Source organism: Streptomyces sp. NPDC008001, from assembly GCF_042958085.1.
In the GTDB taxonomy this organism is placed as follows: domain Bacteria; phylum Actinomycetota; class Actinomycetes; order Streptomycetales; family Streptomycetaceae; genus Streptomyces.
Genome location: NZ_JBIBIZ010000003.1, coordinates 435,794 through 447,827, shown reverse-complemented (window position 1 = coordinate 447,827; position 12,034 = coordinate 435,794). Strand labels below are relative to the sequence as shown.

At 72.5% G+C, this 12,034-nt stretch carries 14 protein-coding genes; 6 read left to right on the top strand and 8 right to left on the bottom strand.

What is annotated here, in order from left to right:
- Window positions 1-75: 75 nt before the first annotated feature.
- The 4 genes from ACFZCD_RS10400 to ACFZCD_RS10385 all read right to left on the bottom strand — a co-directional run bounded on the left by ACFZCD_RS10400 (window position 76) and on the right by ACFZCD_RS10385 (window position 3,439).
- Window positions 76-633: a DUF4232 domain-containing protein gene (locus tag ACFZCD_RS10400; RefSeq protein ID WP_391829391.1), complete on the bottom strand. Its 558-nt coding sequence runs from the start codon at window positions 631-633 to the stop codon at window positions 76-78.
- Window positions 634-802: 169 nt separating this feature from the next.
- Window positions 803-1,540 (bottom strand): transglycosylase SLT domain-containing protein, encoded by a 738-nt coding sequence (locus ACFZCD_RS10395; RefSeq protein WP_391829390.1) that lies wholly within the window; start codon window positions 1,538-1,540, stop codon window positions 803-805.
- Window positions 1,541-1,847: 307 nt separating this feature from the next.
- On the bottom strand, window positions 1,848-2,897 hold the full coding sequence (locus tag ACFZCD_RS10390) for an ABC transporter permease (RefSeq protein ID WP_391829624.1): 1,050 nt from the start codon (window positions 2,895-2,897) through the stop codon (window positions 1,848-1,850).
- A gap of 62 nt (window positions 2,898-2,959) precedes the next feature.
- The gene (locus ACFZCD_RS10385; RefSeq protein ID WP_391829389.1) at window positions 2,960-3,439 is read right to left on the bottom strand and encodes a MarR family winged helix-turn-helix transcriptional regulator; all 480 of its coding nucleotides are present in this window, start codon (window positions 3,437-3,439) and stop codon (window positions 2,960-2,962) included.
- A 129-nt stretch (window positions 3,440-3,568) separates the two neighbouring features.
- Here ACFZCD_RS10385 and ACFZCD_RS10380 point away from each other — a divergent pair, with 129 nt between their 5' ends.
- Complete coding sequence (locus ACFZCD_RS10380; protein WP_391829388.1) at window positions 3,569-3,979, top strand: organic hydroperoxide resistance protein; 411 nt, start codon at window positions 3,569-3,571, stop codon at window positions 3,977-3,979.
- Between the two features lie 123 nt (window positions 3,980-4,102).
- On the top strand, window positions 4,103-4,945 hold the full coding sequence (locus tag ACFZCD_RS10375; protein ID WP_391829387.1) for a serine/threonine protein kinase: 843 nt from the start codon (window positions 4,103-4,105) through the stop codon (window positions 4,943-4,945).
- Here ACFZCD_RS10375 and ACFZCD_RS10370 read toward each other — a convergent pair.
- A complete protein-coding gene (locus ACFZCD_RS10370; RefSeq protein WP_391829386.1) occupies window positions 4,940-6,553 on the bottom strand; it encodes a dienelactone hydrolase family protein in 1,614 nt (537 codons plus the stop codon). The genes ACFZCD_RS10375 and ACFZCD_RS10370 overlap by 6 nt on opposite strands.
- 112 nt (window positions 6,554-6,665) lie before the next feature.
- On the opposite strand from ACFZCD_RS10370, the gene ACFZCD_RS10365 reads away from it, so the two are divergent.
- Together ACFZCD_RS10365 and ACFZCD_RS10360 are read left to right on the top strand one after the other, a co-directional pair.
- Window positions 6,666-7,589, top strand: coding sequence for a MerR family transcriptional regulator (locus ACFZCD_RS10365; RefSeq protein ID WP_391829385.1), 924 nt, complete (start codon window positions 6,666-6,668; stop codon window positions 7,587-7,589).
- Window positions 7,590-7,801: 212 nt separating this feature from the next.
- Window positions 7,802-8,041 (top strand): hypothetical protein, encoded by a 240-nt coding sequence (locus tag ACFZCD_RS10360; RefSeq protein ID WP_391829384.1) that lies wholly within the window; start codon window positions 7,802-7,804, stop codon window positions 8,039-8,041.
- A 100-nt stretch (window positions 8,042-8,141) separates the two neighbouring features.
- Here ACFZCD_RS10360 and ACFZCD_RS10355 read toward each other — a convergent pair whose 3' ends face one another.
- A complete protein-coding gene (locus ACFZCD_RS10355; protein WP_391829383.1) occupies window positions 8,142-8,696 on the bottom strand; it encodes an NAD(P)H-dependent oxidoreductase in 555 nt (184 codons plus the stop codon).
- A 129-nt stretch (window positions 8,697-8,825) separates the two neighbouring features.
- On the opposite strand from ACFZCD_RS10355, the gene ACFZCD_RS10350 reads away from it, so the two are divergent.
- Entirely contained in the window at window positions 8,826-9,503 is a 678-nt protein-coding gene (locus ACFZCD_RS10350) for a TetR/AcrR family transcriptional regulator (RefSeq protein ID WP_391829382.1), read from the top strand.
- 24 nt (window positions 9,504-9,527) lie between these two features.
- On the opposite strand, the gene ACFZCD_RS10345 is transcribed toward ACFZCD_RS10350, so the two are convergent.
- On the bottom strand, window positions 9,528-10,607 hold the full coding sequence (locus ACFZCD_RS10345; RefSeq protein ID WP_391829381.1) for a questin oxidase family protein: 1,080 nt from the start codon (window positions 10,605-10,607) through the stop codon (window positions 9,528-9,530).
- A 143-nt stretch (window positions 10,608-10,750) separates the two neighbouring features.
- Here ACFZCD_RS10345 and ACFZCD_RS10340 point away from each other — a divergent pair, with 143 nt between their 5' ends.
- Window positions 10,751-11,758: a DNA-binding protein gene (locus tag ACFZCD_RS10340; RefSeq protein ID WP_391829380.1), complete on the top strand. Its 1,008-nt coding sequence runs from the start codon at window positions 10,751-10,753 to the stop codon at window positions 11,756-11,758.
- Here ACFZCD_RS10340 and ACFZCD_RS10335 read toward each other — a convergent pair.
- Window positions 11,692-11,928, bottom strand: coding sequence for a hypothetical protein (locus ACFZCD_RS10335; protein ID WP_391829379.1), 237 nt, complete (start codon window positions 11,926-11,928; stop codon window positions 11,692-11,694). The genes ACFZCD_RS10340 and ACFZCD_RS10335 overlap by 67 nt on opposite strands.
- Between the last annotated feature and the right edge of the window lie 106 nt (window positions 11,929-12,034).

Sequence of the window (12,034 nt, the reverse complement as noted above, 5' to 3'; positions counted from 1 at the left end):
TTCGGCGTGGCCGGCGCGGCTGTGGTGACCGGTCCGGGGCACCAGGCCTACGGCTCGGGCGCGCGGCTCCGCAATTCAGGAGACGTCGATGCTGTGCGCGAAAGCGGTGACGGACAGGTCGCCGTTCGTGACCGTCTTGTCGAACGGGATGGTCAGGTGACCGCGGGAGGCCGGGGGCGTGACCTGCAGGTAGCCGGCCTGCACCATGCGCGGGGCATCGGCGTGGGCCCAGGCGAGGGCGGCCTCCGCCGAGCCGCCGGGCCGCAGCAGGAGCGTGCTCTTGCCGGGGTCGGGGATGAAGTACGTGCTTCCCCACTTGGTGTTCGTCGCAACGGCCTTGTGGTGGGCGTCCTCGAGTTGCAGGCCGGGGTAGCCGCGCAGGGCGCAGGTGCGGGCGGACGTGTTCGTCAGCACCAGCACGGTTCCCTCGTGGGACATGCCGACCTGGTGGCCGCCCTTGTCGTTCAGCGTGGCCCGCAGGCCGGAGACGTCGCAGGTCGGCGTGGACTCGGCGGCCGACTGAGCGGCGGGGGCGGCGCCCGCGGTGCCGAGGACGGCCGCGGTCGCCATTGCTATCGCCGCGGCCGTGGTGGCCGTTGTTGCTTTCGTCAGGGGCAGGGCGTTCTGTGACATCGTGTCCCTCCGCGTTCTTCTTGCGTCATCTGTCCATCGCATGCCACATCCGGGGCCGTCCATTCCTATCGGGCCCCGGTGACCCCTGTACATATGCGCGAGGGCGGTGGCGCCCCTTGATCAGGGGTGCCACCGCCCTCGCGGTGTTTGATCTACTGGCCGCTGTGGATCAGTACGCGGAGTTCACGTTGTCCATGGAGCCGTACTTGTCGGCCGCGTAGTTGCAGGCGGCGGTGATGTTGGCGACCGGGTCGTAGATGTCCCAGGAGGTGCCCTCGACGTGGTACGCCTTGAACGTCGGGTCGATCATCTGCAGCAGACCCTTCGACGGCACACCGTTGACGGCGTTGACGTCCCAGTCATTGATCGCACGCGGGTTACCGGTCGACTCACGCATCACATTGCGCTTGATGCCGTCGTAGGAGGCCGGGATGCCCTTGGCCCGCAGAATGTCCATCGCCTCGCTGATCCAGCCATCGACGTTGTTGCCGTAGGCCTTCTTCGCGGGGGCAGCCGGGGCAGCGGGAGCGGCCGGGGCGGCCTTCTTCGCCGGAGCAGCCTTCTTCGCCGGGGCGGCGGGCTTGGCCGCAAGGGCCTTGCGCTCGGTGGAACGGTTGGCGGCCTGCTTCTCGGCCCGCTCCTTGTCCGCCTTCGCCTTACCCGCATCCGCCTTCGCCGCAGCCACAGCAGCAGTGGTCTGCTGGTCCAGCGCGTCCTGCTGCGTCTCACCGAACGCCTCAGCACTCCACGCCACCGGCTTCACCGACGCCGAGGAGGCAGCATCGGCAGCGAAAGCATGCGGGGCAACGGCGACCGCGACGACGGCGGCACCGGTCACGGCAATGCCGGCCACGGAGAACTTGTGAATCTTGGGCAGACGGGTATAAGCGGAGACGGTGGAGCGCATATCTGAGCTGAACCTTCCAATCGCGGATGCCGCCTGGCCCTGAATCGGCGCAATAACGAAGCGCCGTTTCTCGGTCGACGGCGCCCAGCGACCCCGTAATTGTTAGCGGCGCCCAAAACCCCTGACAAGCACTGTGACCTACTACCCCCTTTCATCGACCCCCACGAACACCCCGAACGGACCCCCTATTTCGGGCAGCACACATCACTAAAGGAATTCGTAAGTGACCCAGGCCTCATGAGCCGCCTCACACGCTGCGGCCCATTCCGTCACCAGGTGCGGATGTCCGCTCACGCCGCGCGGACCCTTATGCGGGGTCGGCGGCGCCCGTGTCCCGTCCGCCGGGGTGGCGGTGGCGCCAGATCCAGAACACGGTGCACGAGACGGCGGCCCAGCCGGCGAGGACGACGAACGGGAAGGCGTGCTGGTGGCCCCGGAAGTACACGGCCGTGTGCTGGGCGTTCACCGAGGCTCCGGGCGGCAGCCAGCGGCCGATCTCGCCGAGAAGGGAGGGCAACAGGGGCCAGGACACGGCCCCGCCGGAGGAGGGATTGCCGAGCAGGACCATCAGCCCCCACGTGGGCAGCATCGCCCAGCGCCCGAACAAGGCGTGGAACATCGTGTAGACCATGCCCGAGGTGAACATCGTCAGCGCGAGGATCAGCCACGATTCCCCGAACGGCAGTCTGACGGCGCCCAGTCCCCAGTCCACGACGGCAGCGATGGTGAAGCCGCCCAGTACGGAATACCCGGCGGTGAAGGCGATGCGCTCGGCCGGATTGAGTGCGGAGGCGTGCACGCCCAGCTGAATGGCGCCGACGAATCCGATGATGATCGCGGCGAGGCTGACGTAGAAAAGCGCGAGACCGCGCGGGTCACCCTTTTGCAGGGGAATGACGTCCTTGACGGTCACGGGCACGCCGATGGCCTTGCCGACCTGGGGCGCGGTTTCGGTCAGCAGTTGTGCGACGGTCGCGCCGGAGGCTCCGGAGACGTCCAGCGCGGCGGAGTGGGGACGGTCCTGGAGGATGGCGTAGACCTGCTGGTCGTCGACGGCGTTCCGGGCGTCCCGGTAGGTGGCGAAGTGGCGCAGCCGGAGCTCGGCACCGAGCGCCTGTTCCATGCCCTGGACGAATTCGGCCCGCTTGATCTCGGGGGCGGGGACGCCGGTGACGGCGGTGGGAATGTTGTGCGGTGTCGGGTTGGCCATGGCGTAGGTGTACGAGCCGGCGAAGAGGCCGGCGGCCGCGGCCAGGATGAGCAGGAGCACGGTGGCCGGGAAGAACGGCGAGTGGCGGAATTCCTGCAGGCGGCTACGGGCCCGGGGTGCGTGGGCAGGTCCGCTCTCTTCACCCATGGGCTCACGCATACGGTCACGATAAGCGGATCATCCGGGCGTTCCGGGTATGGCGCGGCCGGTCACCGCTCCCCGGCCTGTGTCGCGTCGAGGTTCTCGGTGAGCCGCTCCAGGAGCCCGCGCAGGGTGAGGGCGTCGTCCAGGGACAGACCGGTCGCGGTGACGATCCGGCGGGGCACGGGCAGCGCGCGCCCGCGCAGCTCCGCACCGGCCTCCGTGAGGCGGACCACGACCGAGCGCTCGTCCTCCGTGCTGCGCTCGCGCACCACCAGGCCGGCCGCTTCGAGCCGCTTGAGCAGCGGGGAGAGCGTGCCGGAGTCGAGCCGGAGCCGTTCGCCGATGGCCTTGACGGGGAGCGGGCCGGGCTCCTCCCAGAGGACGAGCATGGCCAGGTACTGCGGGTACGTGAGGCCGAGGTCCTTGAGGGCGTCGCGGTAGACGCCGCCGAAGGCGCGGGCCGCGGCGTGCAGCGAGAAGCAGATCTGGTGGTCGAGGCGGAGGAGCTCCGCGTCGTCCGGGAGGGGGAAGGGCGGGGCGGTCATGGCTCCAGGGTATCCCGCACCACATTTAATTGTGCACAACTCAGTTGTGTGCGATGCTCTTGCCGTGCGGAACGTTACCTCCGTGCAAGAACGCGCACACGCGTGCAGGAACCAACCGAAGGAGCTCCCATGGACGCGCTCTACACCGCCGTCGCCACCGCCAACGGCCGCGAAGGCCGGGCCGTGAGCTCGGACGGCCGGCTCGACCTCGCGCTGGCCATGCCTCCCGCGCTCGGCGGCAGCGGCCAAGGGACGAACCCGGAGCAGCTCTTCGCCGCGGGCTACGCCGCCTGCTTCGCGAGCGCCCTCGGCCTGGTCGGCCGCGAGGCGAAGGTCGACACGAAGGACGTCTCCGTCACCGCCGAGGTGGCCATCGGCAAGGACGACACCGGCTTCGGCCTGTCCGTCGTCCTCCGCGTCGAGCTCCCCGACAGCCTCGCCGGCGAGACGGGCACCCGCCTCGTGGAGCAGGCCCACCAGGTCTGCCCGTACTCCAAGGCCACCCGCGGCAACATCCCCGTCGAGCTCGTCGTCGAATAAGCCGCATAACCCGCCAAGCCGATCGGCCGCCCGCCTCGGCCCCGATACGCCCCCACCGCCGGCGGAGGGGGCGTACCGCCGTGCTGCCCGCCGGCGCCGACGACGAAGTGGCACGATGCCGGCATGCCTCCCCACCCGTTACTGGACACGGCCGCGACCACAACCGCATCCGCATCCGCATCCGCATCCGTGGAGTCTCATCTCCGCCGCGTCGGCAGGATCTTCACCGCCTTCCGGGACCAGGACTCCGGATGCGTGTCCTACGGAGTCCGCCTTCCCGACGGGGAGCGCTGGTTCGTCAAGGAGGCGGTCACCGACGGCGCGCGGCGGTCCCTCGAGCGGGCCTGGGCCTTTCACCGGGCCGTGCGGCATCCGGCGATCGTCCCGCAGGTCCACCGCATCTCCGTACACGGCAGCCGGGCCGTGGTCATGCCGTGGCGCGAGGGGGAGGTTCTCTACCATTCCACCGCGCACGGGACCACGGACCGCACCGCCCCCGGCAGCCCCATGGCACGCTTCCGGGCGTTGCCCCTCCCCCTCGTCATGCGAGCCTTCGACCGGATCCTGGACGCGCACCTCGCGGTGGAGGACGCGGGCCACGTCGCCGTGGACTTCTACGACGGCTCGCTGCTCTACGACTTCGCCGCCGGCACCGTGCACCTGATCGACCTCGACGAGTACCGCCCGGGGCCGTTCGTCCTGGAGGAGGAGCGGCTGCCGGGTTCACGGCGGTTCATGGCGCCCGAGGAGTTCGTCCGCGGTGCCACCATCGACATCCGCACCACGGTCTTCACCCTGGGACGCGCCGCGCGGCTGCTCCTCGACGCCGGTGATGCCGAGCGCGCCTGGCGCGGCAGCCGGGCTCAGCTCGCGGTCGTGGAGCGGGCCACCCGGGAGGATCCCGGGGAGCGGTTCGGGTCGGTCAGGCGGTTCGCCGGGGCCTGGGCGGCCGCCCGGCGGTCATGACTCCCGCAGGGGCCCCAGGTGCTGTCCCAGGTGTCCCAGCACGGATCGCATCGCGCGTTCCACGGCCCGGCGGGTCTGTTCGGTGTGGTCGATCGTCTCGAAGCCGTGGTGGCCGTCCGGGACGTCGATCACCTCGACCGCGGCCTCGCAGTCCTCGGCGGCGGTGAGGAATTCCTCGATCGTCGCCGTGATCTCCGCGAAGTCCAGCCCCGCCCGGGTCAGCACGACCGGCAGACGCCCCGCCGTGCGCACCGCGGCCGCCGGCCGGAACCGGGAGCGGGTGAGCCCCCAGTTCGGCAGCGGTGCGAGGACGGGGTAGTTCGCCGCCACGCACCGCAGCCACGGCGGGGGCGCCGCGAGCCAGTCCGCCGACAGCAGCCCGCCGCCGGAGAAGAACCACAGCGCGACGCGGTCACCGTCGACGCGCGGATCGGCTCGTACCAGCCGGACCGCGTCCGCGAGGTCCTCCGCGGCGCGCTCGTAGTCGGCGAGGTCGTGCAGCCGGTGGTCGAGCACCGCGCCGACCGCTCCCAGGCTCGCCGCGTACCGACCGTAGCCCGCGTAGAACGGCCAGTCGCGCGGGGTGGGCCGCTGATCGGCGGGCACCGGGCCGCCGTGCACGAAGACGACGGCGGGGTGCGGGCCACCGGACGCGGGCAGGTGGAGGTCGACCCGGCCCACCCGCTCGCGGCGCTGCTCCGGCACGTCCAGGGCGAAGGGCCGCAGGAAGTCCGGCTGCTCGTCCGCCTGCGCGGACAGCCGGTGCCCTTCGTCCGCGGCGGCGCGGAGCAGCACCGCGGCCAGCTCTCCGGGGGCGGAGAGCATCGGCCAGTGCCCGGTGCCGAGTTCGAAGAAGCCGATCCGCGGGTGGACGAGTGCCGTGAGGCGCGGGTCGCCCATTCTCACGAGCGACTCGATCAGGGCGATGCTCGACCCGTTGGCGGTGCAGAGAACTCCGGTGGTCGGCAGGCCGGCGACCGCTTCCCCCGGCACCCGGAGCGGCTGCGTGAGCGTTCCCAGCGGCTGCGGCGCGGCGAGGCCGGTCAGCCGGTCCAGCGCGTCCGCGGGAATGCCGGTGACGCTGCCCCACCGCTGCCACTCGCCGGGCGCCGGCGGGGAGAGCTGCCCGCCGCCCCCGGCCTCCCCGGCCCGGCGCCGCAGCCCGTCGCGGACCACCTGATCCGGTATCAGCTCCAGGGCCGGGGCACCGTCCTGGGGCACACCCGTGTCCACGTAGACGATCCGGGCGACCCGTTCCGGGCGCCGCGCGGCGGCGCCGAGCACCGGGTGGACGCCGTAGCAGTGCCCGACCAGCACCACCTCCGGGGCGTCCATCTCGTCGATCAGCCGCACGAGTTCCCGGATGTGGGTCTCCAGAGTCGCCGGAGACTCCAGGGCCTCCGCAGCCTCCTGGCCCTTCTGGTCCCTCTGGTTCTCCTGGGCCTCTTGTCCCTCCCGGCCGGCGACCACCCCGTCGTGGCGCCGCTCCCCCATGCCCGCCAGCGTTACGGGACGGGCCTCCGCCCCCGATTCCCGCAGCCGGTCCGCGACCTCTTCCCAGATCCAGCCACCGGTGTGGGCTCCCGGCACCAGGACGAATGCCGTCATGGTCTCCTCCTCGTACGGCTCGGTCCGCGGGCCCGCCCCGAGGGGCCGTCCGCGCTCGCCGGTACGGTAAAAGTTCCAGCTGGGGGAGGTTCAAGCCGTGATACCTGACGGCATGTGGAGCATCGGGGAGCTCGCCGAACGCGCGGGCGTCACCGTCAAGACCGTCCGCTTCTACTCGGACCGCGGCCTGCTGCCCGAGGCGGGCCGCAGCGCCGGCGGCCACCGGCGGTACGGTCCCGAAGCGCTCGACCGCCTGCGGCTGATCCGCTCCCTGCGCACACTCGACCTGCCGGTCCCGGACGTGGGCCGCGTCCTCGAGCGGGAGGACGTCCTGGAGGACGTCATCGCGGGACAGCTCAGGGAGCTCGGCTCGCAGCTCGCCGCCCTGCGCTGGCGGGAGGCGGCCCTGCACCTGCTGCGGGACTGCTCCGCCGGGGAGCGCGCCGACCGGCTGCGGCTGGTCGGCGCCGTGTCCGCCCCGCCCGGTACGGACGCCCTGACCCGTTTCTGGCGGGGCTGGCTGCCCCCGCGGCTCCCGGCCCGGCTGGTCTCCTCGATCCTCGAACAGGCGGTTCCGCAGCCGCCCGCGGACCCGACTCCGGCGCAGGTCCTGGCCTTCGCCCGGCTGCACGCCTTCGTCTCCCGCCCCTGCCCCCCGACGCCGGGCGCCGACGGTCAGCCCGCAGCGCACAAGTCCGGCAGCGGCTACCGCCCGGCGATGCTGTACGAGGGCCTCGGCGAGGCGTACGCCCTGGCGTCGCCCGAGCTGCGCGCCCAGCGGCCGCCGCACGACGGCGAGGCGCTCGACTGCTTCGTCGCGGCCTACGCCCGCTCGTGCGGCGCGCGCGACACTCCCGCCTTCCGCCGCGCGCTCGGAGGCATGCTGGCCGCGGATCCCCGCATCGACCGCTATTGGCAGCTCACCGCCGAGCTGACCGGCCCGTCGCAGCCCACGCCCGGTGCCGCCCACGACTGGCTCTGCGCCGCTCTGGACGCCGGTACAGCCCGCTCCGAGGGTTCGGACCACCCGCTCTGAACGCACGGATCTCCCGCTCTGAGCGCTCGGATCGCCCGTTCCGCCGCGTGACCGCGCGGACGGACGCGGCCCTCGGGGTGAACCAGCCGAAAAGGAGCGTTTCCCTCGGCATCCCGGCTCGTTGAGCGGTGCACGTGCTCCTGCACGAAACCGGTGCGAACCGGATGTGAGAAACGAGAAGAACAAGAAGGCGGAGGGTAATTGTGGGTCGGATGAAACTCGTGCTGGCCGCGGCCGTCATGGTCGGCATTCTGGCCGCACCCGCTGCGGCCGCGCCGTCTGCTCCCGCGGCCCCGTCCGCTGCGTACGCGCCCGCGCCGTCCGACAAACCGCCCTTCCCCTATGCGGACTGCATCAAGGCCACGAAGAAGCGCGGGGAGAGCCAGCACTACGGCAAGTGGCACTGCGACCAGCTGGTCAAGAAGGGATGGGTCAGGCCCCCGAAGCGCTGAGCGCGCGACGGAGGCCTGAAGGAAGGAGCCCGGGGTCCCCGGGCTCCGGGTCCCGGAGCCGGTGTCCCGAAATCCCGGCCCGGTGTCCCGGAGTCCCCGGTCAGACAGCGGCCGGAGTCTCGGCCAGGCGCTGGATGACCTCGGTCAGGGCGGTGGTGACCTCGGCGTCCTCGACCGGGTGCGTGGTGGCGAAGCGCGTCATGGAGCCCGGAATGGAGAGCTTGACGTCCTCCAGGACCGCACCACCGGCGATGCCGGCGGCCTTGCGGGTCTCGTCCTGCGCCCACACGCCGCCGTACTGGCCGAACGCGGTGCCGACCACGGCGACCCGCTTGCCGACGATCGCACCGGAGCCGTACGGGCGCGACAGCCAGTCGATGGCGTTCTTCAGCACGGCCGGGATGGTGCCGTTGTACTCGGGCGTGAAGAGCAGGAGGGCGTCGGCGGCCGCCGCGGCCTCGCGCAGCTCGGTGGCGGCCGCCGGGACGGCCCCCTCCACGTCGATGTCCTCGTTGTAGAACGGCACGTCGGCGAGGCCCTCGAAGAGCTGGACCTCGGTGCCCTCGGGGGCGATCTTGACGGCGGCCTCGGCGAGCTGGCGGTTGTGGGACCCGGCACGGAGGCTGCCGACGAGCGCGAGGATGCGGACAGACATGGGGAACTCCAGAAGAAATGATCGAAGAGGTGATCGACAAGAGCAGAACCGGACCGAGGTCCTGTTTAAAGTTTTAGCACTTATCCGGACCGCGGTCCAGTTTTTTCTTCCACGCGCTACGCTGGCCCCATGACCGGCTCCACTCCGCCTCCCCGCACCCCGGACGAGACTCCGGGCGAGATCCCGGGTGAGACCCCGGACGACCGTCCCGGCCTCGCGCTCCTCCCGGTCGGCGGGCCCCCGCAGCTACGGGCCGACGCGGCGCGCAACCGCACCCGGCTGCTGGAGGCCGCTTCGCGGCTGCTGGCCGAGTGCGGAGCGGCGCACCTGACCATGGAAGCGGTCGCGACGGCCGCCGGAGTCGGCAAAGGCACCGTCTTCCGGCGCTTCGGCGACCGCACCGGCCTGCTGCTGGCGCTCCTGGACCACCGCGAGCAGCAGTTCCAGGCGGCCTTCATCTCGGGCCCGCCGCCCCTGGGGCCCGGCGCTCCGGCGGCGGAGCGCCTCCACGCCTTCGGGCCCGCCGTCATCCGCCACGAGCACGATCACCACGACCTGATCCTGGCCACCCGGACCGACCCGCTCCGCACCTACAGCGTCCCGGCCCGCCACCTGCGCCTCACCCACCTCGCCATGCTCCTGCGGGAGGCGCGCGTGGACGGCGACGCCGAGCTTCTCGCGCACACGCTGCTCGGCTTCCTCGACACCACCCTCGTCCACCACCTGACCGCCGAGCGCGGCATGCCGGTCGACCGTCTGGAGGCGGCCTGGCACGACCTCGTCACGCGGCTGGGTGCGGCAGCATGAGCGGCACCCGCGCGCCCTCGGGCGTCAGGAGAGCGGCTCGCTGAGTTCAATCGCCCGCAGGACGGCGGCGTGCGCCCGTGCGGCCGCGTGCGGTGCGGCCACGTGCGCCTGTTCGCCGGTGACGTCCATCGCGGTGTCGGCGAGCTTGATGACGTGTTCGTCGCCGTGCGCCACCGCCCGCTCGACGACATCCCCGGCGGTGACGGCGCCGGGAGACGCACAGGGGACGGCTTCCGCCGGGGCGTACATCGCCGTCACGGCGGCCGACGCCACCCATGCCGCGTGCAGACTCGGCACCCACAGGGCTTGCGGGAGGGCGGGCAGGGTGCGCAGTACGGCGCTGGGAGCCGTGGCCGCGTGGACCAGCATGGTCGCGTCGCCGTGGCCGTGGGTGGCGTAGCGGTGGGTCGCGGCAGCCACCAGTTCGGCGAGCCGCCGCCGGGCCGCGGCGGGGTCGGTGACGTCGCCGGCCCAGGCCGGCAGCCGGTCGACCAGGGCCAGCCGCGCCGGAAAGCCGCCCTCGCGGACCCTGATCGGCGGTACGGCCCGCAGGCTTCCGGCGGCGTCCGGCGCACCGGGGAGCCGGGTGAGGCCGGCGAGCGGGTGGTGGCGGGCGGCCCAGTAGCCCAGGCCGTGGGTGAGTTCGGTCAGCCGGGGCTCGCTCTCGCCGTCGCGCAGGAGGGCGCGTACGGCGTGGCCGACGCGGATCACGGGGTGGGTGGATCCTCCGTACATGCCGGGCAGCAGACGGGGCCACCACGTCGCGAGCAGGCCCCTCCAGCCGTGTTCGGGAAGTGCGCGGCCGAAGTAGGCGATCCAGTCGGCGACCCGGCGCGGGTCGCCCAGCGCGGTGGCCCAGTCGTCGTCGGTGACGGGCGCCACGGCGGCCGGGAACTCCTCCAGCCGCTCTTCGTAGAGGTCGAGCCAGTGGTGCACGGCGCCCGCGTGTCCGTGGGCGACGAGCGCCTCGGCCACCATGGGGGCGTGGTTGGTGAGCCGCCCGAGCCTCTCCGGGCCGGAGGCGTGCAGCCGCTGGAGGGCTTCGCCGAGCACGCCGCTCGTGTCCGCGATGTTCCTGGTCTCCCTGGTGTCCCCGGTATCCATGCGGAGCACGCTAAGCGGACCCGGCATGACACCGCATCGGTCCAGGGACCCGAGTCCCCCGGCGCCCGTCCTGGTCCCCCGGGCGCCGGCCCTGGTCCCTACGGCCGAGGCGGCCGGCCCGCCGCGCCCGCGAGACTCGGATCATGAACCCGACGCCCCCTTCGGCCGGCTCCCTAACCCGTACTGCTCAGTGCCTCGTCGCTGCGGACGCTACGAACGGTGCGACGGCCGCGCTGCCCCTCGTACGCGACGTCCTGCGGCGGCTGCCGGAGGTGTCCGCAGTGCCGGGGAGTCTGCAGGGGACGAACAGCGACCGGCTCGCCGCCCTCGCCGAGCTGTGCGAAGTGATCGGCTGGATCCTCTTCGACGCGGGGCACTACCGGGCGGCGCACCGGATGAACCTGCGCGCCCTGGGCCTGGCGGAGCTCGCCGGCGACCGGTGGACGGCACGGCTGACACTGCTGAATCACAGCATGCTGCTGGCTCACACAGGGCATCCGGTGGCCGCCCTGGAGGCCGCGGCCCGCACGGCCGGGCCGCGGAGGCTCCCGGCCCGGGTGAACAGCCTCGTCCTGGTCCGCGAGGCGCACGCGGTCGCCCTGCTCGGGGGCCGGCGGAAGGCCGTGGAGCTGATCTCCCGCGCGGAGAGCAGCTTCCTGGACGGGGTTTCCCGCCGCGACCCGCACTGGGCCTGGTGGTTCGACCGTACGGAGCTGACCGGGCACCGGGGGTGGGTGCTTGCCAGGCTCGGGCTGTGGGACCGGGCCGTCCCGCTCCTGCACCACGCCGCCACCGCGCCCGGCCCGTCCTACCGCCGCCTCTTCTCCGCCGAGCTCCTCGCGGCGCTGGCCGGGGCCCGCGCCTGGCGCGACGCGGAGCAGCTCATCGCGGACCTCGCGCCGTACGCCGCCCGCATCGGCTCCGTGCGGACGACCGGGACGCTCGCCCGCACGGCGCTCCGTCTGCGCGGGTGCGCAGCCGCGCCGGCGTCTCTGCGGGATGCGGCCGTCTTCCTGCTGGAGTCACTGCCCGCGCGCGAGCGCGTGGGGCCGCGTCCGGTACCGGGGGGCGCGGCTCCCGGCCGTCACACGCGGTCCACGATCCCCACCTTCCCCTCGGAGCGCGCGCAGTGGGCTCCGCAGAACCAGTGACCCTCGGCCTCGACGCCCTGGCCGATGATCGGGACCTTGCAGTGTTCGCAGATGGGGGCCATCCGGTGGATGGCGCAGGAGAACGAATCGAAGACGTGACGTGAACCGTCCTGGGTCTCCACGAAGAACGCCAGGTCGTAGTCATTGCCGCAAACCTCGCAACGTGCCATGCGCCGCATGCTCCGCGCGAAGGGAAGCGGGGGCACGGCCATGCCGGGCGGGTCGGCGGGGCTGCACCCGCCCGGCGGGCACCTCTGGCCAGACCTGAGCGCAGCC